This window comes from Dyella sp. (assembly GCF_035486915.1).
GTDB lineage: Bacteria > Pseudomonadota > Gammaproteobacteria > Xanthomonadales > Rhodanobacteraceae > Dyella_B.
In genome coordinates, this window is record NZ_DATHMR010000160.1 from 1 (window position 1) to 21,561 (window position 21,561).

Here is a 21,561-nt window from a genome sequence, read left to right on the forward strand (position 1 = left end):
ATCGTGGCGACGCCGCATGCCCAGCGCAGCGTTGCGCGCCTGCTGGTGCGCTTCGTCGACGGTGCGCCGTTGAAGCTCATCGATCTGCTCGACACGGTCGAGCATTCGCTGGGCACACCGGTGCAAACGGCGGTCAAGCGCGAAGACGAACAGGCCTTCGCGCTCGCCAACGGCAGCAATCTGATGTTCTGTGAAGATGCCGCACGCCGCATTCAGCGTGCACTCGATGCCGACAAGAACATCGCCGATTTCCATGTTCGCTTAGAACACCAGGAAAGTTTGCATCCGCACGACGCTGTGGCTTATGCCAGCAAAGGCGTCCCGGGCGGATACGGCGCAGAGCGTCCGAAATCGCGTTAAACCGATAAGGCCGCTACCATGGTGCATTCGCATCGTGGATCAGGAACTCGCGTGAACATTCGTTTTGGCCTTTTGATGTTCGGCGCCATCGCGCTTGCCGGTTGCAGCTGGATGCCCCATTTCGGCAAGAGCAAGCCGCCCGTGCAGGAAACGTTGATGAAGTCGCTGACGGGCGAAGTGGATTTCAGTGCGGCGTCGTCATTGCCACGCGATGCGGTTCTTGAAGTCACACTCTCCGACGTCAGTCGTCAGGACGCTCCAGCGCGCGTCATCGCCAACGACACTATCGCTCCGGTTGGCGCTTCCCCTGCGAACTTTGTGTTGACGTACGAACCGAAGGATCTTGGCGACGGCGTGGACTTCGCCGTGTCGGCACGCATCCATCAAGGTGACAAGTTGCTAGCGATCAGCGACACGCGAGTAAGCGTTTTGGGGCGTTCGGGTAACACGGGCCCAGTACAGGTTGTTTTGACGCCCGTTCAATGAACAGGCGTCTTCGTTCATTCGATTGGAAGCTTATCGATCGAATGTTAGTCGCTGGCCGCGCACGGCATCGTTCACCGTAGTGCCATCCCACACGCGTTGCCCGTTGACGAACGTTGCAGCAATCGAGCTGCTGAACGTATAGCCCTCGAACGGCGACCAACCGCATTTGGATAGCACTTCCTCGCGACGCACCGTATGCGGCTTGCGTGGATCGACCAAGGTCAGATCGGCGGCGTAGCCTTCGCGCAGATAGCCGCGTTCGTGCACATTGAACAGCTGCGCGGGTGCGTGACACACCGCTTCGACCACGCGTTCCAGCGTCAGCTTGCCCTCGGTCACGCGTTGAATTGCAGCTTGCAGCGCGAACTGCACCAGCGGCAGGCCCGAAGGCGCCTTGTCGTAAAGCTGGCCCTTTTCTTCCAGCAGGTGCGGAGCATGGTCGGTCGCCAGCACGTCGATACGACTTTCAGCGACGGCTTTGATGATGGCTTCGCGATCTGCTGCCGTTTTCACGGCCGGATTGCACTTGATCAGAAACCCCAGGCGTTCGTAGTCTTCATCGCTGAAATGCAGAAAATGCACGCAGGTTTCGGCCGTGATTTTCTTGCCCTTGATCGGGCCGGGCTGGAACAACGCCAATTCATCGGCGGTGGAAATGTGCAGAACATGCAAACGTGTACCATGTTTCTGCGCCAGTGAAATCGCCAATCGCGTCGATTTGATGCAGGCTTCGCGCGAGCGAATCAGCGGATGTTCACGCGCCGGAATGTTGTCGCCGTACTTCTCACGCGCCTTGGCATGATTGGCGTCGATCATCGGCGTATCTTCGCAATGCGTGATGATCGGCGTAGGCGCATCGCGGAAAATGCCGTCCAGCGTTTCCGGGTTATCCACGAGCATGTTGCCGGTGGAGGCGCCCATGAACACTTTGATGCCCGGCGCAGCCTTGGGGTCCAGCGAGCGAATGGCTTCCAGATTGTCGTTGCTGGCGCCCATGTAGAAGGCGTAATTCACCGCCGAGGTTTCCGCGGCACGGCTGTACTTAGCTTCCAGTGATTCGCGGTCCAACGCCGGGGGCTTGGTGTTGGGCATTTCCATGAAACTGGTGATGCCGCCCGCCGCGCACGCACGGGATTCGTGAGCAATATCAGCCTTGTGCGTCAGCCCTGGTTCGCGGAAATGAACCTGATCGTCGATCATGCCGGGCAACAGCCATAGGCCGGTGGCATCGATCACCTGTTCGCCCGGACGGGTGTCCAGACTGTCGGCGATCTTGTCGATGCGGCCATTCTTCACGCGCAGATCGGCGTGGAAACGGCGGCCTTCATTGACCAGTTCGGCATTCTTGATCAGCCAGTCAGTGGACATGCGAATCTCCATGGTTACGGCAAGAGGGGAGGTGGAAGTGTTCGGGGACCGGATCGTTGCCGCCGGTGCAAAGCGGCTGACAGCGTAATATGCGCCATCCTGCCAACAAGCTTCCACGCCACGGACCGAAGCGTGTCACGGCAATCCGTGCATAATCGGAGCAACTGGGGTAAAAGCGACAACGCTGTCCGAGCAGGGGGCTCATGAAGCGCTTATAGACGCGAAGAAAGAATAGGATTAATCGACTCACGGCGTTCACGTTGCCGAAACTACCAGCGGCACTTAATGCGTGAGTATTCCAGAAGGATGGTTGCCGGTGTAAGGCTATTGAGCTATAACACCCGGCCGCCACGGCCAAAATGGTGAAGGTAAATGGCGAAAACCACGCGTAATCCGTCCGCTGCCAAGAAGGCACCAAAAGGAAAGGCTGCGGGTAAGGGCAATGAAGCCAAGGTCAGCAAGGCCAAGGTCGCTCCCGCCAAGTCTGCGAAGAAAACTGCGCCTGAGAAAAAGGCCGCGGTGAAGAAAGCGCCGGCCAAAGCGGTCGCGAAGAAGGCTCCGCCGGCCAAGAAGGTGGTCGTCGCCAAGAAACCCGCTCCAGCTCCCAAGCCGCAACCGAAAAAAGCCGAACCGGCCAAGAAAGTCGCCGCCACGCCGCACGCCAAGCATGCTGCACCTGCAAAGCCGGCACCGGTGAAAAAAGTGGAAGAAAAAGTAGCCGCAAAGCCGGCGGCGAAGCCCGCACCGGCCCCGGCAAAGCCAGCGCCCGCTCCGAAAAAAGCGTCGGCGCCAGCCTCATCGCACCAACCCAAGCACGCCGAACCTGCTCAGGCGCCCCCCCGTACCATTGGGGGCAAGGTGGCCAGCGCCGTCGGAACGACGGGAAAGGTGGCTTCGGCCACGGCGCATTCCTCGACCAAGCAACAGAAGACCCCGCAGTCCTCAATGAATAGTTCCGCTACCACTCTCGACAATGGTGTAACCCGCGAAGACGGCCGCTATGCGCTGCCGACGACGACCAACATCGACCTTCCCAAGGGTTACCGTCCTTCCAATGACGAGGAATACATGAATCCTCGTCACCTGGCCTATTTCCGCAACAAGCTCCGTGAATGGCGCGAGCAGCTGGTGGAAGAATCCCGCCAGACCATGGAAAACCTGCGTGACGAAGTACGTGACGTGGGCGACGAAGCCGAGCGCGCCACTCGCGAAACCGAAAACTCGCTCGAACTTCGCACCCGCGACCGCTACCGCAAGTTGATCTCCAAGATCGACAAGGCGTTGCGTCGTATCGAAGAAGGCCGTTACGGCTTTTGCGAAGAGACCGATGAGGAAATCGGTCTGGAGCGTCTGGATGCGCGTCCGATTGCCACGCTGTCGCTGGATGCGCAGGAGCGTCGTGAGCATCTGCAGAAGCAGATGGGTGATTGATTGCGTCGGGACGTTTTGGAGTTCTGACATGTACAAAAGCCCCATCGATGGATGGGGCTTTTTATTTGTATGCGCCCAGTTGGCGAGTTGGTTACGTATTTATCGGCCATCTTTGCGAGTTTCTGGCGAACATTTTGATATCGCGAGTTTGCCGCTTGCGCAGCGGGCGTTTCGTCTGCCTGCCGGCAGCCGAGTCACTTTTCTTTGCTGGCCCAAAGAAAAGTAACCCAAAGAAATGGCCTGAAAGGCTCGCGGCAACAGCGTGGATATAAACCCGCAAAGCTTGTGCCTACATGAAACGTTGCGTTCCAAATACGCCGTGCCTCTACGCCGCAACGCGCAGTAGGCCTGAGGGCTTAAAGCACACGCCGTTGTGACCTACGCGTTGTCACCCGCTTTAAGCCTTCACCGCTTGATAGTCGCGGTATAACGGCTCCGCGTGGCAGGCGCGTGAGATTTGTGACTGGTAATGAGCTGCAATGCTTATTGACGTCAACAGCAAGAGCCTTTGAGGCCATTTCTTTGGGTTACTTTTCTTTGGGCCGGCAAAGAAAAGTGACTCGGGCCTCGGCAGAGGCACGAAACGCCCGCCGCGTAGGCGGCACACTCGCGACAGCACGATGCCAACTGCGCAAGCGCAAACTCAAGAACCAATAGCTACAGCTGTGCAGCCGCATACGCCTTCAACTTGACCAACATCGCCGCCAACCCATTCGACCGCGTCGGCGACAAATGCTTCGCCAATCCAATCGTCTGAATAAACGTCGGCTCCGTCGCGACAATCTCTTCGGCCGAACGATCCGAGTACACGCGCAGCACCAGCGCGATCAATCCCGACACAATTGCCGAATCGCTGGTCGCTTGGAAATGCATGCGCGATGCATCGCCGCTCGGCACCAGCCACACCATCGACTGGCACCCGTGCACGCGGTATTCCTCGGTTTTGTATTCCTCAGGGAACGCAGGAAGCCGTTTGCCCAGATCGATCAGGTACTGGTAGCGCTCGGTCCAATCGCCGAAGAAGGCAAATTCGTCGGCGATATCCTGTTGAGCCTGTTCGGCGCTCGCGTTAGCAATCGTATTCATGCGCTTATTATCGCGCGGATCGCCTGACTGCGCAGGAACCGCTGCCGGTCAATGCTTTACGACGCTCCAGCGCGTGCCCTGGGCGCCGTCTTCAATCACCACACCCATGGCGCTCAATTCATTGCGGATGGCGTCGGCGCGGGCGAAATCGCGCGCGGCGCGTGCGCTGCGGCGTTCCTCCAGCAGTGCTTCCACGCGACTGGCGTCGACCGCATTGCCGGCCGCCTGTTTGAACCAGGCTTCGGGGTCGTCCTGCAAAAGGCCCAGCACCAGACCGCCACCGAGCAACGCCGCTTTGTTGGCGGGCGAGGGCGTTTGCCGCGCCGTATCGGCGAGCATGGAGAGCTCGGCGAGCGCTTGGGGTGTATTCAAGTCATCGCACAGCGCGGCTTCCAGACGTTCCGGTACGGGCAACGGTTGCGTCGCGTCAATGACGACGTCGTTGAGTTCGCGCAGTACGCGATACCAGCCATCGAGCGTGCCGATGGCCTGCGCGATTGCAGCATCCGACCAGTCCAACGGCTGACGATAGTGGCCGCGCAGCAACAACAGGCGCAGCGCTTCCGGCGAATGCTTTTTCAGCAGCTCATGCACGTGCAGCACGTTGCCCAGCGACTTGGACATCTTGCGGCCATCGAACGTGAGCATGCCGTTGTGCATCCACCAGCGCGCGAACACCTTGCCGCCATGGGCGCAGGTCGATTGCGCGATTTCGTTTTCATGGTGCGGGAAGAGCAGATCCGTGCCGCCGGCGTGGATATCGATGGTTTCGCCCAGGTGCGCCGCGCTCATGGCCGAGCATTCGATATGCCAGCCGGGCCGGCCGCGCCCCCAGGGGCTATCCCAGCCAGGCAGCTCCGGCGTGGACGGTTTCCACAGCACGAAGTCCATCGGGTTCTTTTTGTAGGGCGCCACTTCCACGCGTGCGCCCGCGATCATGTCATCGGTATCGCGACCGGACAGCGCGCCATACTCTGAATACGAATCCACATCGAACAGTACATGGCCGTCGGCGGGGTAGGCGTGACCGTTGGCGATCAGCGTTTGGATCATCGCGATAATCTGGGCGATATGCGCCGTGGCCTTCGGTTCGATATCGGGCGGAGCAATACCTAGCCCGCCCATATCGTTCCGGTACACCTGCGTGAAGCGTTCGGTGATCTGGCTGATCGGCACGCCCTGGTCCAGCGCGGCGGCATTGATCTTGTCGTCCACGTCCGTGATGTTGCGGGCGTAGACCACGCCCGGGTAATGGCGGCGCAACAGCTTCACCAGCACGTCGAAGACCACCGGCCCGCGCGCATTCCCGATATGCACGTAGCTATACACCGTCGGTCCGCACAGATACACGGTCACCCGGTTCGGATCGAGCGGCGAAAACGACTCGATGCGGCGGCTGAGACTGTTGTAGAGCGAGATCGGCATGGTCTGTCCCGAGGTCGGTGAAGCGGGTTAGTCGGCCATCTTAACAAGGTCTACAGGCCCGGCTAATGACGCAAATGCCGAATAGATTTGTAAAGCTGTGTACCAGCCCCTGAAAGCGACATGTAGTTACGGTGCTTCTAAGCGTGGATTCAGCGTGAATTTGTTGCAATTTCAAGTATGCGCAAATGGCGCCCATTACGCCCCACAGGGGGAGGTTTCAGTGAATAACAAAATGCTGTTGATTCCATTGCTTGCTCTGGTCGTCGTATCGACCGGCGTGGCAGCGCAGGACAGTGGCTATCCGCCGCCTCCACCGCCGGGTGCTGGCGGTCCGCCCGGCCCGGGTCCAGGACCACAGGGCGCGCCTGACAATGCTCACACCGCCTGGGCGGATGTCCTGCGTGTAGATCCGGTTTACGGCGTTGTACGTAGTGCGCAGCCGCAGTGCTACAACCAGCAGGTTGTGCAGCAGACGCCGGGTAACACGACCGCCGGTACGGTGCTTGGCGCGGTCGTCGGTGGCGTACTTGGCAGCACCATCGGACATGGTCGCGGCAACACGGCCGCTACCGTGGGCGGCGCCGTGATTGGCGGTGCGGTCGGTAACTCGGTGGCCAGCAATGGCAGCACCACCGTGAGCAACCAGACGGTCTGCCAGCAGGGTCAGGTGGTCGATCAGCGCCAGATCATCGGCTATGACGTCGAATACCGTTATCACGGCGACATCTACATGTCCCGTCTGAGCTACGACCCGGGTGAGCGCCTGCGCGTGCGCGTGAGTGTTTCGCCAGCTGACTGATTCATTCAGTTCAGTCATATCGAAGGCGATCGTGCTCAGGCACGGTCGCCTTTAATTTTTTGTTGCGTGGCAGCGAAAATCCGGTCATGATTGAAGTTCAACACCCGGAACACTCATGTCCGCAGCCGTCTATACCGCTACTGTCCTTACCAGCGCCCGCATGGCTGCTGGCATGACATCGCGTGCGCGTCGACCGCTGGACCGACATTTGGCCGGGTAGGCTGTCGCCACGTTGCATGTGTAATACGACGACAAAACCCGGCCTTTGCGCCGGGTTTTTTGCTTTTTTGGACTGGAGTTAACGATGTCGCTTCGTCATTTCATCACCACCCAGGATTACAGCCGTGCCGAGATCGATGCACTGCTTGAGCAGGCCGCTGCGTTCAAGCGATCGCCGCGCGGTCAACAGCTCGCGGGCAAATCGGTAGCGTTGCTGTTTTTCAATCCGTCGATGCGCACGCGCACCAGTTTTGAGCTCGGCGCGTTTCATCTTGGCGGTCACGCCGTTGTGCTGTCGCCGGGCAAAGATGCATGGCCGATCGAGTTTCGTCCCGGCGTGGTGATGGACGGCGAAGCGGAAGAGCACATCGCCGAAGTGGCACGCGTGTTGAGCCGCTATGTCGACCTAATCGCGGTGCGCGCTTTTCCGAAATTCCAGGATTGGTCGGTCGATCGCGAAGACGCCGTCATCAAGGCGTTTGCGCAGTACGCGACCGTGCCGGTGATCAATATGGAAACGATCACGCATCCTTGTCAGGAACTCGCGCATGCGATGGCACTGAAAGAACGCTTCGGCGATCTGAAAGGCCGTAAGTACGTGCTGACTTGGACGTACCATACCAAGCCGCTGAACACCGCCGTTGCCAACTCGGCGTTGCTGATTGCCACGAAGATGGGCATGGACGTCACGCTGCTCTGTCCCACGCCCGATTACGTCCTGGACGAACGCTACATGGCCTTCGGCGAGCAGAACGCAAAAGAGAACGGTGGCTCGCTCAAAGTCAGTCACAACATCGAAGACGCGTATCGCGGCGCCGATGTGGTCTACGCCAAGAGCTGGGGTGCGCTGCCGTTCTTCGGGCGCTGGGAAGACGAAAAGCCGATTCGGGATGCGAACAAGCATTTCATCGTCGATGAGGCCAAGATGGCGCTGACCAACCATGGCGTTTTCAGTCACTGCCTGCCGTTGCGCCGAAACATCAAGGCGACCGACGCGGTGATGGATTCGCCCGCATGCATCGCCATCGACGAAGCCGAAAACCGCCTGCATGTGCAGAAAGCGGTCATGGCATCGCTGATCGCGCAGCGCTGAGTTTCAGAGACAACGCATGTATCTGCCCAAGTCTTTTCACGAAACGCGCACCGAGGTGCTGCACGCATTGATCCGCGACTATCCGTTCGCTACGGTCGTCATGAACGATGCGGATGGATTGACGGCGAACCACATGCCGTTCGAGCTGGTGAGCGATACGTTGCTGCACGGCCATGTCGCACGCGGCAACGAATTGGCGAAAGCCGATGGTGCGCAGGTGCTGGTGATTTTTCAGGCGGCCGACGGTTACATCAGCCCCAACTGGTACCCCAGCAAACACGAGACTGGCCGCGAAGTTCCCACATGGAATTACGCGGTCGTGCATGTGCACGGGCGTTTGCATGTGACAAACGATAAGGCATGGCTGCGCGATTTTCTCGAACGATTGACCAATCGTCACGAAGCGACGCAGCCCGAGCCATGGCATGTCTCCGACGCACCGGAAGATCACGTCGAATCCATGCTGGGCGCGATCACAGGTCTGGAGATTTCGATCGATCGCATCATCGGCAAATTCAAGCTCAACCAGAACCATCCTGCAGCGAATCGCGCGGGTGTCGTGAAAGGTCTGGGCGAGCGTGCCGGCAAGCGCGATGCCGAGCTGGCGGAATTGATGAAACAGGCCGAGGAGCGTCGCGATGGCAAGTAAGCAGCATCAATATCCGGTCGAAGTTGTCTGGACCGGCAATCACGGTACGGGCACTAAAACCTATCAAGGTTATGGTCGTGATCACGAAGTACGCGTTGCCGGGAAGCCTGTGATTGCGGGTTCTTCCGATGCCGCATTTCGTGGCGACGGATCGAAGCACAATCCGGAAGACATGTTCGTCGCCGCGCTCTCCAGCTGTCACATGCTTTGGTATTTGCATCTCGCTGCCGTCGCAGGGGTGGTTGTCACGGCCTATCACGATGAGGCCGTAGGTACGCTTGACGAGAGCGGCACTCAAGGACGTTTCACCGAAGTCGTGCTTCGTCCCACAGTGACCGCCACTGCCGATAGCGATCCCAAGCGTGCCGTTAGCGTGCACGAGGACGCACACCACGCCTGCTTTCTCGCCAACTCCGTCAATTTCCCCGTGCGCTGCGAACCGCGCATTGTCATCGAATCTGTGTAAACACACTCTTTTGGACTCCGCATCATGAGCAAAGACATCGTCCTCGCATTCTCCGGTGGCCTCGACACCAGCTTCTGCATCCCCTATCTGCAGAAACAGGGTTGGGCCGTGCATACCGTGTTCGCCGACACGGGCGGCGTCGACGCGGAAGAGCGTGCTTTTATCGAAGCGCGCGCCAAAGAATTGAAGGCAGCCACTCATGTCACGGTCGACGGCGGTCCGGCGATTTGGAATGGCTTCGTGAAACCGTTCGTGTGGGCGGGTGAGGGTTATCAGGGGCAATATCCGTTGCTCGTTTCCGACCGTTATCTGATCGTCGACGCCGCGCTTAGGCGTTGCGCTGAATTGGGTACCAAAGCCATCGCGCACGGCTGCACCGGCATGGGTAACGATCAGGTGCGTTTCGATCTGGCGGTGAAAGCGCAGGGCGATTACGAGATCGTTGCGCCGATCCGCGAGATCCAGAAAGAACACACCGAGGTACGCGCCTACGAGCAAAAGTACCTTGAAGATCTCGGCTTTGGCGTTCGCGCGAAGCAGAAGGCTTACACCATCAATGAAAATCTGCTGGGTCTGACCATGTCCGGCGGCGAGATCGACCGTTGGCAAGCGCCGGGTGAAGGCGCCGTCGGCTGGTGCAAGCCGCGTTCGGAATGGCCGTCCAAACCGCTACGTTTGAAGATCAGCTTCGCCAACGGTGAAGCAGTCGCACTCGATGGCGAAAAAATGCCGGGCCACAAGATGCTCGCCAAGCTCAATGGGCTGCTGGCGCAGTACGGCGTGGGTCGCGGCATTTACACTGGCGATACCACGATCGGTCTGAAAGGCCGCATCATTTTTGAAGCGCCCGGTCTCACGGCGTTGCTCGTCGCGCATCGCGCGCTGGAAGAAGCGGTGCTCACGAAGCAGCAAAACCGCTTCAAGCCGGATGTTGCACGCAAGTGGGTGGAGCTGGTTTACGAAGGTTTCTTCCACGATCCGCTGAAAACCGATCTGGAAGCGTTCCTTGCGTCGAGCCAGGCGACCGTCAACGGCGACGTCACGCTGGAAACCTCCGGTGGCATCATCAATGCCGTTGCCGTGGAGTCCAAGCACATCCTCAACGCGAAGGGCGCCACGTATGCGCAGGCTGCGGACTGGGGCGTTGCCGAAGCGGAAGGCTTCATCAAGTTGTTCGGCATGAGCAGCACGCTCTGGGCGGAGGTCAACCGAGGATGAGTGCCTTGCTGGATGCAACGCTGAAACATCTGAATGCGCTTGTTAGTTATGACACGCGCAACCCACCGCGTGAGATTGGTACTGGCGGCATCTTCGACTACCTGCGCGAACAGCTACCTGATTTCAATGTGACGGTCACGGATCAAGGTGCAGGTGCCGTCACGTTGTACGCGGTGCGCGGAAAACCGAAGTATCTGTTCAACGTGCATCTGGATACTGTGCCCGATTCGCCGCACTGGACGAGCGATCCTCATGTTCTTCGCGTGACCGATGACAAAGCCATCGGTCTGGGTGCGTGTGACATCAAAGGTGCCGCCGCCGCACTACTCGCGACTGCACAAGCCAGCAAAGGCGATATGGCCTTGCTGCTCACGACGGATGAAGAAGCGAACGACCCACGTTGCATTGCAGCCTTCCTGCACGACAAGCCGGCGTATGAAGCGGTGATCGTCGCCGAGCCGACGCGTTGCGAAGCGGTGCTGGCACATCGTGGCATTCATTCGGTGCAGATGAGCTTTGCGGGGCAGGCTGGGCATGCATCGGGTGAACAACGACCCAGCGATAGCGCGTTGCATCAAACCGTTCGCTGGGGCGCTGCCGCGCTCGACTACGTCGATCGTCAATCGCATGAGCGTTTCGGTGGCTTGACCGGATTGCGCTTCAACATCGGCCGTGTCGAAGGTGGCATCAAGGCCAATATGATTGCACCGACTTCGGAAGTACGTTTCGGCTTCCGTCCGTTGCCGAGCATGAATCCGGACCATTTGCTGGAAACGTTCCGCACGCTGGTCGATCCACAGCCGACCAAGTTCACCGAATTATTCCACGGAGTATCGCTTCCCGCAGGCGACACGGCCACCGCCGAAACACGCCGTCTTGCTGCGCGCGACATCGCCGATGAGCTTGGTATTTCCGTCGGCAATGCCGTGGATTTCTGGACTGAAGCCGCGCTGTTTTCCGCAGGCGGCTACATCTCATTCGTCTACGGTCCTGGCGACATCGCGCAGGCGCACACCGCCGACGAATGGGTGTCGCTTGATCAACTGAAAAATTACGCCGAAACCATTTACGGGATTGTTAACCGTGGAAGCGCATAAGAACACCCGTCAGACCATTGTGCGCCTGCTCTCCGCTATGGGCAGCGCCAAGGAAATCCAGCAGTACCTCAAACGATTTTCACAGCTGGATGCCAAGCGCTTCGCCGTGGTGAAAGTCGGTGGCGCGGTACTGCGCGATGAACTATCCGATCTCACCTCGTCGCTAACCTTCCTGCAGCAGGTGGGTTTGACGCCGATCGTCTTGCACGGGGCAGGCCCGCAGCTGGATGAAGAGCTGCAAGCGGCAGGCATCACCAAACAGACCATCAACGGTTTGCGCGTGACATCGCCCAAAGCTCTCGGGATTGTGCGTCGTGTGTTCCAGCAGCAGAATCTTCGCCTCGTCGAAGCACTGCAGGCGATGGATACGCGTGCCACGTCGGTGCCTTCCGGTGTTTTCATGTCCAGTTATCTGGATAAAGACGTCTACGGCATGGTGGGCAAGGTCGACAGCATCAACCTTGCACCGATTGAGGCAAGCCTGCGTGCGGGTTCGATTCCGGTCATTGCGAGCCTTGGCGAAACCGACGAAGGTCAGTTCCTCAACATCAATGCCGACTTCGCCGCGAATGATCTGGTACGTGTGCTGCAGCCGTACAAGATTGTCTTTCTCACCGGCACCGGCGGTTTGCTGGATGACAAAGGCCAGGTCATCGACTCGATCAATCTGAGTACGGAATACGAGCATTTGATGGCGCAGCCGTGGATCAACGGCGGTATGCGGGTCAAAATCGAGCAGATTGCCGATCTTTTGCAGAGCCTGCCGCTTACGTCTTCGGTGTCGATCACGCGGCCGGCGGAACTTGCGAAAGAGCTATTCACGCACAAGGGTTCAGGCACGCTGGTGCGCCGCGGCGAGAAAGTCTTCCGATTCGAGAGTTGGGAAGGTATCGATCTCGAACGCATGCGTACGCTGATCGAATCCAGCTTCGGACGCAAAGTGGTCGATGATTACTTTGAGCGCACCACGCCTTATCGCGTCTACGTCAGCGAAAACTATCGCGTTGCGATGATCCTCACGCAAGAAAGCGGGCTTGTCTATCTCGACAAGTTTGCCGTGCTCGACGATGCGCAGGGCGAAGGTCTTGGCCGCGCCGTCTGGCTGGTGATGCGCGAAGAAAATCCGCGCCTGTTCTGGCGTTCGCGCCACGGCAATCAGATCAATCATTTTTATTACGCCGAATCCGACGGTTGCTACAAGCAGGAGCGCTGGAAAGTGTTCTGGTACGGCCTGAGCGATTTCGACACCATCGCACGCTGCGTGGACCACTGCGCCGTGCGTCAACCGACGTTGGTGGATTGAGCAGTCATGGCGACGACGAAAAAACGCATCGGCATTGTAGGCGCGCGTGGTCACACGGGTGCGGAGCTGATTCGATTGGTGGCGGCGCATCCGGCGTTGGAACTTGCGTATGTCTCGTCGCGCGAGCTCGACGGTCAACGCGTGGATGCGCATGTTTCCGAGTACAAGGGCGATCTACGTTACAGCGCTCCCGCGCATGAAGATCTGCCCGGGCTCGTTGCGGATGTGGTGGTGCTGGCATTGCCGAACGGGAAGGCATCTGTTTGTGTCGAGGCGTTCGACGCGGCGGGAAAAGATCCCGTCATCGTTGACTTGTCGGCCGATTATCGCTTCGACAACACATGGTATTACGGCTTGCCGGAATTGACCCGTAACAAGTGGCGGGGGGAGAAGCGCATCAGCAACCCGGGTTGCTATGCAACGGCCATCCAACTTTCCGTCGCGCCACTCAAGGATGTGCTGGCGGCGCCGCCCGTGAGCTTTGGCGTATCCGGTTATTCGGGCGCCGGAACAACGCCTTCCGACAAGAATAATCCGGAGAAGCTCCGCGATAACCTCATTCCATACTCGCTGACCGGTCATATGCACGAGAAGGAAGCGAGCCGCCATCTCGGTGTCCCGGTTGAGTTCATGCCCCACGTGGCGCCGCATTTCCGAGGGCTGACCGTGACCACGAACCTTTACTTGTCGCGCGCACTGAAGCGTGAAGAAGTACAGGCGCGGTTCCGGCATGCCTATGATGGCGAGAAGCTGGTGCGCGTAGTGGACGAAGCACCGTGGGTCAGCCTGATCGCGGACAAACATCACGCCGAAGTCGGTGGTTTTGCGATGTCCGCCGACGGCAAGCGTGTCGTCATCGTGGCAACGCTGGACAACCTGCTTAAAGGTGCAGCGACGCAAGCCATGCAGAATATCAATCGTGCCATCGGTGTGGACGAATACACCGCCATACCTGTGTAAACGGTCGGATCGTCGGCCGTCATTCAATCGTTTCAGGAGAGAACCCGCGCATGAGCGACCTTCTTTGGCAAAAAGCCGGCGTCGAAACCAACGCGAAGATCATGAAATTCCTCGCCGGCGACGACGTGTTGCTGGATCGCGAATTCTTTTTGCACGACATCACGGCAAGCAAGGCGCATGTCGAAGGTCTCGCCCATATTGGTGTAGTCAGCACGCAGGAAGCGCAGGATCTCAAGCGGGAACTGGACGCGCTGGCCGAGGATTTTCGCGCAGGCCGTTTCGTTCTGGATGAGCGCTACGAAGACGGCCACTCGGCCATCGAGGCTCGCTTGACGGAACGACTTGGCGACGCGGGCCGCCGCGTGCACACAGGGCGTAGTCGTAACGACCAGATTCTGGTTGCCACGCGCCTATGGCTAAAAGACGCACTGGCAGCGCTCGAAGTGCATTGTCGCGCTATCGCCGAAGTTTGCTTGCAGCGCGCGGCGCAGCCTGCCATTCCGCTACCGGGTTATACCCATTTGCAGCGTGCTGTGGTGTCCTCGACTGCGATGTGGTTCGCCGGTTTCGCAGAAGGCTTTGTCGACAACGCATGGCGCGCGCGTCAGACATCGGCGTGGATCGATGCGAACCCATTGGGAACGGCCGCGGGCTACGGCGTGAACCTGCCGCTTGACCGCGTGCATACAACCAAAGCCTTGGGCTTCGCACGCATGCAGATATCGCCCATCTACGCGCAGCTTTCGCGCGGAAAGTTCGAGATGGCCGCGATGGAGGCGCTGAGCAGTGCGCTGCTTGATACCCGACGTCTGGCGTGGGATTTGTCGCTGTTCACGACCGCCGAGTTCAACTTCGTTTCACTGCCTTCCGAGTACACCACGGGCAGCTCCATCATGCCCAACAAGCGCAACCCGGATGTCGTGGAGTTGTTGCGTGCATCGTACGCCACGGTGGCGGCATCGCGCTGTGAAATCGAGCAGCTCCTTTCGTTACCTTCGGGTTATCAGCGCGATCTGCAGTTTTCGAAAGGTTCGTTGTTCCACGGTGTGACGCATGGCCTTGCTGCACTGGAGTTGCTGCCGGATTTGCTTGCACGCATGCAGTGGAACGAACCGGTTATGCGCGCTGCCATCGAGCCGGCGATGTACGCCACCGATGTGGCCATTGAGCAGGCGGCGGCAGGTGTGCCGTTCCGCGATGCGTATCGTGCCGCGGCTGAAGCTGCGACAGCGACTGGGCAAGGGCGGACACCCGAAGCGAGCCTTGCTGCCCGTACGTCACCGGGCGCAGGAAACGATCTACATCTTGAAGCACTGAAAGAACGGCTCGCTCACCTCACGCATTGACGGAGTGCTCATGAAAGCCACAAGCATCGCCGACGCCGAACATTATCTGTGGGGCCACGCGTGCGATGGCTGGCATCTGCTGGCAACCGACGATTTGAGCGTGATCGAAGAGCGCATGCCTCCCGGCAGCTTCGAGCAGCGTCATTTCCATACACGCGCACGTCAGTTCTTTTATGTGCTCGATGGCGAGGCGACGCTGGAACTTGATGGCACCATCCATCGTCTGCGACGTGGCGACGGTTTGCATATACCGCCCGAGGTTGCGCATCAGGTTCGCAACAACGGTAGCGACGATGTACGTTTTCTTGTGATCTCCGCACCGAAAGCGCACGGCGATCGCGTGGCGGCACCCTTGGCGTTCGGGGCGTCATGACTACTACGCGCCAGCTACCCGAACGTGCTTTGCCCGCATGGCGGCGAGCGGTGTTGAAGGTCGGCAGCAATCTGCTTGCGGCCGATGGGGGTGGATTGACGACGCAGTACGCGCAAGCGCTGGCGGCTTTCATTGCCGCCAGTCAGGCGTCAGGACGCGAGGTCGTTCTAGTTTCATCGGGTGCAGTCGCCGCAGGTCGCGCCATGATGCGTGAACGTGTTACGCCGGGTGGCGGGCTCGCTGCACGCCAGGCGTTGGCAGCGTTGGGCCAGGCGCCGATGATTGCCTTGTGGCAAAGCCTGTCCGAACGTCCCGTCGCACAAGTGTTGTTGACACACGACGACTTGCGCAATCGACGCCGTTATCTCAACGCGCGAGCCACACTGCGCGAGTTGCTCGCTCTAGGCGTTCTGCCGGTGGTGAATGAAAACGATACCGTGGCGGTGGATGAGCTCAAACTCGGCGATAACGACAATCTCGCTGCCATCGTTGCAGCGCTTGTCGATGCAGACTTGCTGCTGATCGCATCCGACGTCGATGCACTCTATAACGCCGATCCGCGCCGCGATCCGCATGCGAAACCCATCGGTCACGTTCCGCAGCTCACCCCCGCCGTTATGGCGATGGCTACGGGCAGTAGCACCAGCGTTGGCACAGGTGGCATGCGCACCAAACTCGAAGCGGCCACCAAGGCGGCCAGCGCCGGTATACGCACCGTGTTGTTTGGCGGGCGTGACGCTGCCACCGTGGAAGCATTACAGCAGGGACGATTGCGCGGAACGTTGATCGACGTAGCGGGTAATCGCATGCAGGCGCGCAAATATTGGCTGCGGCATGCGCCTGCCGGGGGTGGTCGCATACGCGTGGATGCAGGCGCGGCGAAGGCCATTACAGGCGGACGAGCTTCATTGCTGCCGGGTGGCATCCTAGGTGCTGTGGGTGACTTTCATCGCGGCGATCTGGTTGAAATCCTCGATGCCGACGATCGCCCGATTGCTCGCGGGTTGAGCCAGTATGCGGGCGCCGAAGTGGTACGGTTGGCGGGTCGTCACAGCCGTGATATCGAAACGCTGCTGGGTTACAGCTACGGTGCTGAGATTGTGCATCGCGATGACTTGGCTACCGTAATGGATCCGGAAATCACCGAGGGAGAGGCGAAAGCATGAGTGATATCCGCACGCTGGCATTGGCCTGCCGTGATGCCGCGCAAGTGATGTTTACGCTCGACACCGAGACAAAGCGCACGTTACTCCAGGATATGGCTGCAGCACTGGATGCCGAAAGTGGGGTGATTCTTGCAGCCAACGCGCGGGATTTGCAGCAAGCGTCAGCTAAAGGCGTACAAGGCGCGCTGCTCGATCGATTGCGCTTGGACGATTCGCGGGTGGCGGGCATCGCCAATGCGGTCCGCGAGATTGTCACCTTGCCCGATCCGGTGGGTCTGATCACGCGCAGCGAGAAACGTCCCAATGGTCTTTCCGTGGAGCGAGTGCGCATTCCGCTTGGCGTTATCGCGATGATCTACGAGGCACGGCCGAACGTGACGGCAGACGCCGCCGCGTTATGTCTGATGGCTGGAAACGCCGTGATTTTGCGCGGCGGTTCCGAGGCGCTGCATTCCAACGTTGCGATTGCCAAAGTGCTGAGCGAGGTGCTGGAAAGGCATCACATTCCTACCGCTGCACTGACGTTGGTAGAAGACCTGCGGCGCGAGACGATGATCGAGCTGTTGCAGCTGAGCGATATCATCGATCTGGCGATTCCTCGCGGCGGCGAAGGCTTGATCCGATTTGTCGCCGAGCACGCGCGCGTTCCGGTGATCAAGCATTACAAGGGCGTCTGCCATTTGTATGTCGATGCGACGGGGGACGAGGCGCTGGCCCTTGATCTGCTCGTCGACGGAAAGACATCGCGTCCGGGCGTATGCAACGCTTTGGAGACGTTACTGGTTCATCGCGATATTGCGCCTTCGTTTCTGCCGAAAGCGGCGCAGGCACTTCTGCATCGTGGCGTGGAGCTTCGCGGTTGCGAACGATCGCGCGCCCTGGTGACGGGCATGCGAGCGGCCAGCGATGACGATTACGCCGCAGAGTTTCTCGATCTCATTCTCGCCATCCGCATCGTCGACGATCTCGGTGCGGCGATTGGGCATATCCAGCGCTTTGGCTCCGATCACACCGAAGTCATCGTCACGGGCGATGACATGTCCGCGGCGCACTTCATCCGGGCTATTCGCTCTGCCGTAGTGATGGTGAATGCTTCCTCACGTTTTTCCGACGGTGGTGAGCTGGGTCTCGGCGCTGAGATCGGCATATCGACGACGCGCCTGCACGCCTACGGGCCGATGGGCGCGGAGGCACTGACGGTCGAACGGTTCGTGGTGCGCGGCAGGGGACAGGTGCGTCATCCGACGAGCAAGCTGTCTTAGCGCCCAAGGCAATGCTCAAGTTCCGCAGCTTCTTGCCGATATCCGAGTTGGGTCATGGCAATGGAAGGAGGGGCTGTGAATATCGACAAATTCAGGCAAGAGCACGCCGATGTGATGAACTCGGTGGGCGTCCTGCGCGAACTCGTACATGCGGGCGCGAATGAGCATGCGGAAGAAATCGTAGCGCAGCTGCTGGCGATGACCGGGGCGATCAAGCTGCATCTGGCAGCCGAGGATCGCGTGCTTTATCCGGCGCTGGCCAACGCGTCCGATCCGTTGGTGGCGCAGACCAGCCGCATGTTCCAACAGGAAATGGGCGGCCTGGCGAACACTTTGACGGCGTTCGTGTCGCGTTGGAATCTCGCTGCGAAAATCTCGCAGAATCCGCAAGGATTTCGCGATGAGGCCAACGCCGTATTCAAGGCGCTGCACATGCGCGTACAGCGTGAGAATCGCGAGCTCTATCCGATGGCCGAAGCGATGTGATGGCAACTGACGGGCACGCAAAGCGCGCCCGTTCCGTTACCGCTTGTTGTGCCAGCGCCGAACGGCTTCGGCAAATGCCAGGCAATCGGCAAAACGGTTGTACAACGGCGTCGGCGAAATGCGGATCACATCCGGTTCGCGCCAATCGCCGATGATGCCGTTGTCGGTGAGATAGTCGAACAGCGCACGCCCTTGCGCGCGGCCACCGAGCACGCGAATGGAAAGCTGCGCGCCACGGCGCTCGGGATCGGCCGGCGTCACGGTCTCAAGCACATCGGATAGTTGCGTACGCACCAGCCATTCGAGATAGCCGGTCAGCTGCAGCGATTTTTCGCGCAGACGTTGCATGCCGGCGCGATGGAAAATTTCCAGCGAGACACGCATCGGTACCAGCGCGAGGATCGGCGGGTTGGAAAGCTGCCAACCATCTGCGCCCGGCGTGGGCACGAATTCCGGTCCCATCTGGAAGCGCGTCGTTTTGTCATGCCCCCACCAACCTGCAAAGCGCGGCAATGCGGCTTTCGCGTGGCGCGCGTGCACGAACGCGCCACCGACTGCACCTGGACCGGAGTTGAGATATTTGTAGCTGCACCAGATGGCGAAATCCGCGCCGCTGTCATGCAGTTTCAACGGCAGGTTGCCCACGGCATGCGCGAGATCGAAACCCATTGTGCAGCCATGCTTGTGCGCCAGATCGGTGATGGCCTTCAGATCGAACGCCTGACCGGTGCGGTACTGCACGCCCGGCAGCATCACCAACGCGATACGCGATCCGTGTTCGTTGAGCGTGCGTTCGATGTGTGCCATCGAAAGGGTGCCATTCGGTTCATCGCCTTCGATTTCGATTAGCGACAACTTCGGGCTGAAACCGTGATAACGGATTTGCGATTCGACCGCATAACGATCGGTCGGAAACGAACCGGCTTCAATCAGAATCGCGTGGCGGTCCGGCGTGGGGCGATAGAAGCTGACCATCATCAGGTGCAGGTTTACGCCCAGCGTGTTCATCGCCACGACTTCTTCGGGCTGCGCGCCAACTATTTCAGCAAGGTTGTCGCGCACGAACTCGTGATAGTCCATCCACGGCAGACGGCCCTTGAAGTGGCCTTCCACACCCAGTTCGCCCCAGTAATTCAATTCCGCCTCGATTGCTTCTTTCACCGCGCGCGGTTGCAGCCCGAGTGAGTTGCCGCAGAAGTAATGCGTTTGGCCGTGTTCGTGCGGGGGAATCAGAAACTCGTCGCGGAAAGCGCGCAGCGGATCAGCGGCGTCGCGGGCGTGGGCCCAGGCGGCGGTGGCTTCGAAGGGTGCGGACATCGGGGGCATTCCAGCTGAGTTGTCCCAATCGTTCGGGACGAGATGAAAACGCCCCGGCGGCACCGGGGCGTCCGTATCGTTTAACTGTTCAAGCTGACGGCAAGCGCATTGCAGCCTTTATCGAACGACGCCGTCCACGTTGCGCCTGCCTGACTGGAGGTAGGACGCGCACAACGCAGCTGGATCGCATGACCGTTGCGGAACCAGTAACGTTCCAGATATGTGTAACCCACACCGCTTTCGCTGGCGGTGTAGATGAAGCTGTTCTGATTGCCCGTCGCGCTCGCAACCGGCGCGTAGTCTTTCATGTCCCTGGCTTTGGACACGGAATTGCTGACGTAACCGTTGAAGCTTTGCAGATCGGCAACCTGCTTCACGGTGACGCTTACGCGTGCGAGCGTGTCGTTCTTGCTCGGTGACGGATCGGGCACCTGGAACACGCGCACTTCCGGATCGCCATCCACTTGCATGATGCCGACCCAGGTCGACGGTGTGCTGAAATGCACGTTGCCGGAGGCCATGGAAACATCATCTGCCTGTGCCACGGCGATGCCCGCCAGGGCCAGCGCGGCAGCCACGATCATGTAACGCCTGAATTTCATGCGTGCTCCTGTTCCGGTTCGGAAGTAAAGCGATGCAGCGGCAATCCGAGCCACTCCAGCGCCGTGCCATGGAAAAGGCGGGCGCGGTTCCGATCGTCCAGTTTCAGCGCATCGATGCCGCTGCCCGGTTCCTGCTCCCCCAGCGGGAAAGGATAGTCGGTACCGAGCATCACGCGCTCGACCCCGGTCACATCCAGCAGATAACGCAGGGCCTGCGGATCGTGCACGCAGGAGTCGAAGTACAAGCGCTTGAGGTATTCGCGCGGATTGCGCGGGTTGTCGGTAGCGACCAGATCGGGGCGCATGCGAAAGCCATGCTCGATGCGGCCGATGGTCCACGGGAAGCTGCCGCCGCCGTGCGCCAGCATCACGCGTAGATTGGGCAGGCGTTCCAGGACGCCGCCAAACGCCAGGCAGCACGCAGCGCGCGACTGCTCGGCGGGCATGCCGACCAGCCAGGGCATCCAATACTTGGGCATCGTGGTGGCGCCCATCATGTCCCACGGGTGCACCATGATCGCCGCGCCCATGTCGGCCGCGGCTTCGAAGAACGGGAACAGCTCCGGTGCATCGAGGTTCCACTCGTTGCAATGCGAGCCGATCTGCACGCCGCACAAACCCAGTTCATCGATGCAGCGTTCCAGCTCGCGAATCGCCAGTTCCGGCGACTGCAGCGGCACGGTGCCGATACCGGCATAGTGCTTGGAGTAATCGCGGCAGACGTCGCCCATGTGATCGTTGAGATGGCGGTGCAGCTCTAGCGCCTGATAACCCGGCGCCCAATACGAGAACAGCACGGGCACGGTGGAAATAACCTGCACATTCACGCCAAAGCGAGCGTAATCGTCGATGCGGTGCTGCGGATCGAACGACGACTCCCACACCTCGCGGAAGAACTTGCCGTCCTTGTAGATGCGGTGACGACCGTCCGAATGCGTCATCACAGGGAACGCATCGTTGCCGTACTTGGCCGCGAGGTTTGGCCAATCGGGCGGGAGAATATGGGCGTGGGTGTCGATTTTCAGCATCCGCCTATTTTAGCGTCAGCT

General features: G+C 59.6%; 24 protein-coding genes. 17 read left to right on the forward strand and 7 right to left on the reverse strand.

What is annotated here, in order from left to right; translation table 11 throughout:
- On the forward strand, positions 1-360 hold a 360-nt coding region (locus VK725_RS12690; protein ID WP_325318422.1), incomplete at its 5' end, for a GTP cyclohydrolase, FolE2/MptA family.
- 51 nt (positions 361-411) lie between these two features.
- A complete protein-coding gene (locus VK725_RS12695) occupies positions 412-846 on the forward strand; it encodes a YbaY family lipoprotein (RefSeq protein ID WP_325318423.1) in 435 nt (144 codons plus the stop codon).
- Between the two features lie 30 nt (positions 847-876).
- Here VK725_RS12695 and VK725_RS12700 read toward each other — a convergent pair whose 3' ends face one another.
- Both VK725_RS12700 and yidD read right to left on the reverse strand, forming a co-directional pair.
- Positions 877-2,214: a dihydroorotase gene (locus tag VK725_RS12700; RefSeq protein ID WP_325318424.1), complete on the reverse strand. Its 1,338-nt coding sequence runs from the start codon at positions 2,212-2,214 to the stop codon at positions 877-879.
- Positions 2,204-2,419, reverse strand: a complete 216-nt coding sequence (yidD, locus tag VK725_RS12705) for a membrane protein insertion efficiency factor YidD (RefSeq protein ID WP_325318461.1) — start codon at positions 2,417-2,419, stop codon at positions 2,204-2,206. Before yidD ends, VK725_RS12700 begins: the two co-directional genes overlap by 11 nt.
- 167 nt (positions 2,420-2,586) lie before the next feature.
- Between yidD and dksA the strand changes: the two genes are divergently transcribed.
- Both dksA and VK725_RS12715 read left to right on the forward strand, forming a co-directional pair.
- Complete coding sequence (gene dksA / locus VK725_RS12710; RefSeq protein ID WP_325318425.1) at positions 2,587-3,645, forward strand: RNA polymerase-binding protein DksA; 1,059 nt, start codon at positions 2,587-2,589, stop codon at positions 3,643-3,645.
- Between the two features lie 28 nt (positions 3,646-3,673).
- Positions 3,674-3,871, forward strand: coding sequence for a hypothetical protein (locus tag VK725_RS12715; protein WP_325318426.1), 198 nt, complete (start codon positions 3,674-3,676; stop codon positions 3,869-3,871).
- Between the two features lie 431 nt (positions 3,872-4,302).
- Here the strand turns inward: VK725_RS12715 and VK725_RS12720 are convergent, their stop codons facing one another.
- Positions 4,303-4,731: a SufE family protein gene (locus VK725_RS12720; RefSeq protein ID WP_325318427.1), complete on the reverse strand. Its 429-nt coding sequence runs from the start codon at positions 4,729-4,731 to the stop codon at positions 4,303-4,305.
- Positions 4,732-4,779: 48 nt separating this feature from the next.
- On the reverse strand, positions 4,780-6,156 hold the full coding sequence (gene cysS / locus VK725_RS12725) for a cysteine--tRNA ligase (protein ID WP_325318428.1): 1,377 nt from the start codon (positions 6,154-6,156) through the stop codon (positions 4,780-4,782).
- 232 nt (positions 6,157-6,388) lie between these two features.
- On the opposite strand from cysS, the gene VK725_RS12730 reads away from it, so the two are divergent.
- The 13 genes from VK725_RS12730 to VK725_RS12790 all read left to right on the forward strand — a co-directional run bounded on the left by VK725_RS12730 (position 6,389) and on the right by VK725_RS12790 (position 18,593).
- On the forward strand, positions 6,389-6,955 hold the full coding sequence (locus VK725_RS12730) for a glycine zipper 2TM domain-containing protein (RefSeq protein ID WP_414648502.1): 567 nt from the start codon (positions 6,389-6,391) through the stop codon (positions 6,953-6,955).
- A gap of 304 nt (positions 6,956-7,259) precedes the next feature.
- Positions 7,260-8,267: an N-acetylornithine carbamoyltransferase gene (locus VK725_RS12735; RefSeq protein WP_325318430.1), complete on the forward strand. Its 1,008-nt coding sequence runs from the start codon at positions 7,260-7,262 to the stop codon at positions 8,265-8,267.
- Between the two features lie 16 nt (positions 8,268-8,283).
- Positions 8,284-8,916: an FMN-binding negative transcriptional regulator gene (locus VK725_RS12740; RefSeq protein ID WP_325318431.1), complete on the forward strand. Its 633-nt coding sequence runs from the start codon at positions 8,284-8,286 to the stop codon at positions 8,914-8,916.
- A complete protein-coding gene (locus VK725_RS12745) occupies positions 8,906-9,382 on the forward strand; it encodes an OsmC family protein (RefSeq protein ID WP_325318432.1) in 477 nt (158 codons plus the stop codon). Before VK725_RS12740 ends, VK725_RS12745 begins: the two co-directional genes overlap by 11 nt.
- A gap of 21 nt (positions 9,383-9,403) precedes the next feature.
- Positions 9,404-10,600, forward strand: coding sequence for an argininosuccinate synthase (locus tag VK725_RS12750; protein ID WP_325318462.1), 1,197 nt, complete (start codon positions 9,404-9,406; stop codon positions 10,598-10,600).
- Complete coding sequence (locus VK725_RS12755) at positions 10,597-11,697, forward strand: acetylornithine deacetylase (protein ID WP_325318433.1); 1,101 nt, start codon at positions 10,597-10,599, stop codon at positions 11,695-11,697. Before VK725_RS12750 ends, VK725_RS12755 begins: the two co-directional genes overlap by 4 nt.
- A 37-nt stretch (positions 11,698-11,734) precedes the next feature.
- Positions 11,735-13,000 carry an acetylglutamate kinase gene (locus tag VK725_RS12760; RefSeq protein ID WP_325318463.1) on the forward strand — a complete coding sequence of 422 codons (1,266 nt, stop codon included), beginning with the start codon at positions 11,735-11,737 and terminating at the stop codon, positions 12,998-13,000.
- A 6-nt stretch (positions 13,001-13,006) separates the two neighbouring features.
- Entirely contained in the window at positions 13,007-13,960 is a 954-nt protein-coding gene (gene argC, locus VK725_RS12765; RefSeq protein ID WP_325318434.1) for an N-acetyl-gamma-glutamyl-phosphate reductase, read from the forward strand.
- Between the two features lie 50 nt (positions 13,961-14,010).
- Positions 14,011-15,306 (forward strand): argininosuccinate lyase, encoded by a 1,296-nt coding sequence (gene argH / locus VK725_RS12770; protein WP_325318435.1) that lies wholly within the window; start codon positions 14,011-14,013, stop codon positions 15,304-15,306.
- A 10-nt stretch (positions 15,307-15,316) separates the two neighbouring features.
- Positions 15,317-15,679 (forward strand): cupin domain-containing protein, encoded by a 363-nt coding sequence (locus tag VK725_RS12775; protein WP_325318436.1) that lies wholly within the window; start codon positions 15,317-15,319, stop codon positions 15,677-15,679.
- Complete coding sequence (gene proB, locus VK725_RS12780; RefSeq protein WP_325318437.1) at positions 15,676-16,845, forward strand: glutamate 5-kinase; 1,170 nt, start codon at positions 15,676-15,678, stop codon at positions 16,843-16,845. Before VK725_RS12775 ends, proB begins: the two co-directional genes overlap by 4 nt.
- Positions 16,842-18,107: a glutamate-5-semialdehyde dehydrogenase gene (locus tag VK725_RS12785; RefSeq protein WP_325318438.1), complete on the forward strand. Its 1,266-nt coding sequence runs from the start codon at positions 16,842-16,844 to the stop codon at positions 18,105-18,107. The genes proB and VK725_RS12785 overlap by 4 nt, the downstream gene beginning before the upstream one ends.
- Before the next feature lie 75 nt (positions 18,108-18,182).
- Positions 18,183-18,593 carry a hemerythrin domain-containing protein gene (locus VK725_RS12790; RefSeq protein ID WP_325318439.1) on the forward strand — a complete coding sequence of 137 codons (411 nt, stop codon included), beginning with the start codon at positions 18,183-18,185 and terminating at the stop codon, positions 18,591-18,593.
- Positions 18,594-18,629: 36 nt separating this feature from the next.
- Here the strand turns inward: VK725_RS12790 and kynU are convergent, their stop codons facing one another.
- The 3 genes from kynU to VK725_RS12805 form a co-directional block, all read right to left on the reverse strand.
- Complete coding sequence (kynU, locus tag VK725_RS12795; RefSeq protein ID WP_325318440.1) at positions 18,630-19,910, reverse strand: kynureninase; 1,281 nt, start codon at positions 19,908-19,910, stop codon at positions 18,630-18,632.
- 80 nt (positions 19,911-19,990) lie between these two features.
- Positions 19,991-20,512 carry a hypothetical protein gene (locus VK725_RS12800; RefSeq protein ID WP_325318441.1) on the reverse strand — a complete coding sequence of 174 codons (522 nt, stop codon included), beginning with the start codon at positions 20,510-20,512 and terminating at the stop codon, positions 19,991-19,993.
- Positions 20,509-21,540 carry an amidohydrolase family protein gene (locus VK725_RS12805; protein ID WP_325318442.1) on the reverse strand — a complete coding sequence of 344 codons (1,032 nt, stop codon included), beginning with the start codon at positions 21,538-21,540 and terminating at the stop codon, positions 20,509-20,511. The genes VK725_RS12800 and VK725_RS12805 overlap by 4 nt, the downstream gene beginning before the upstream one ends.
- Between the last annotated feature and the right edge of the window lie 21 nt (positions 21,541-21,561).

Coding starts and splice junctions, on each gene's coding strand:
- VK725_RS12700 (WP_325318424.1), bottom strand. CDS start 2,214: ATGTCCACTGACTGGCTGATCAAGAATGCCGAACTGGTCAATGAAGGC.
- yidD (WP_325318461.1), bottom strand. CDS start 2,419: ATGAGCCCCCTGCTCGGACAGCGTTGTCGCTTTTACCCCAGTTGCTCC.
- dksA (WP_325318425.1), top strand. CDS start 2,587: ATGGCGAAAACCACGCGTAATCCGTCCGCTGCCAAGAAGGCACCAAAA.
- VK725_RS12715 (WP_325318426.1), top strand. CDS start 3,674: ATGTACAAAAGCCCCATCGATGGATGGGGCTTTTTATTTGTATGCGCC.
- VK725_RS12720 (WP_325318427.1), bottom strand. CDS start 4,731: ATGAATACGATTGCTAACGCGAGCGCCGAACAGGCTCAACAGGATATC.
- cysS (WP_325318428.1), bottom strand. CDS start 6,156: ATGCCGATCTCGCTCTACAACAGTCTCAGCCGCCGCATCGAGTCGTTT.
- VK725_RS12730 (WP_414648502.1), top strand. CDS start 6,389: ATGCTGTTGATTCCATTGCTTGCTCTGGTCGTCGTATCGACCGGCGTG.
- VK725_RS12735 (WP_325318430.1), top strand. CDS start 7,260: ATGTCGCTTCGTCATTTCATCACCACCCAGGATTACAGCCGTGCCGAG.
- VK725_RS12740 (WP_325318431.1), top strand. CDS start 8,284: ATGTATCTGCCCAAGTCTTTTCACGAAACGCGCACCGAGGTGCTGCAC.
- VK725_RS12745 (WP_325318432.1), top strand. CDS start 8,906: ATGGCAAGTAAGCAGCATCAATATCCGGTCGAAGTTGTCTGGACCGGC.
- VK725_RS12755 (WP_325318433.1), top strand. CDS start 10,597: ATGAGTGCCTTGCTGGATGCAACGCTGAAACATCTGAATGCGCTTGTT.
- VK725_RS12760 (WP_325318463.1), top strand. CDS start 11,735: ATGGGCAGCGCCAAGGAAATCCAGCAGTACCTCAAACGATTTTCACAG.
- argC (WP_325318434.1), top strand. CDS start 13,007: ATGGCGACGACGAAAAAACGCATCGGCATTGTAGGCGCGCGTGGTCAC.
- argH (WP_325318435.1), top strand. CDS start 14,011: ATGAGCGACCTTCTTTGGCAAAAAGCCGGCGTCGAAACCAACGCGAAG.
- VK725_RS12775 (WP_325318436.1), top strand. CDS start 15,317: ATGAAAGCCACAAGCATCGCCGACGCCGAACATTATCTGTGGGGCCAC.
- proB (WP_325318437.1), top strand. CDS start 15,676: ATGACTACTACGCGCCAGCTACCCGAACGTGCTTTGCCCGCATGGCGG.
- VK725_RS12785 (WP_325318438.1), top strand. CDS start 16,842: ATGAGTGATATCCGCACGCTGGCATTGGCCTGCCGTGATGCCGCGCAA.
- kynU (WP_325318440.1), bottom strand. CDS start 19,910: ATGTCCGCACCCTTCGAAGCCACCGCCGCCTGGGCCCACGCCCGCGAC.
- VK725_RS12800 (WP_325318441.1), bottom strand. CDS start 20,512: ATGAAATTCAGGCGTTACATGATCGTGGCTGCCGCGCTGGCCCTGGCG.
- VK725_RS12805 (WP_325318442.1), bottom strand. CDS start 21,540: ATGCTGAAAATCGACACCCACGCCCATATTCTCCCGCCCGATTGGCCA.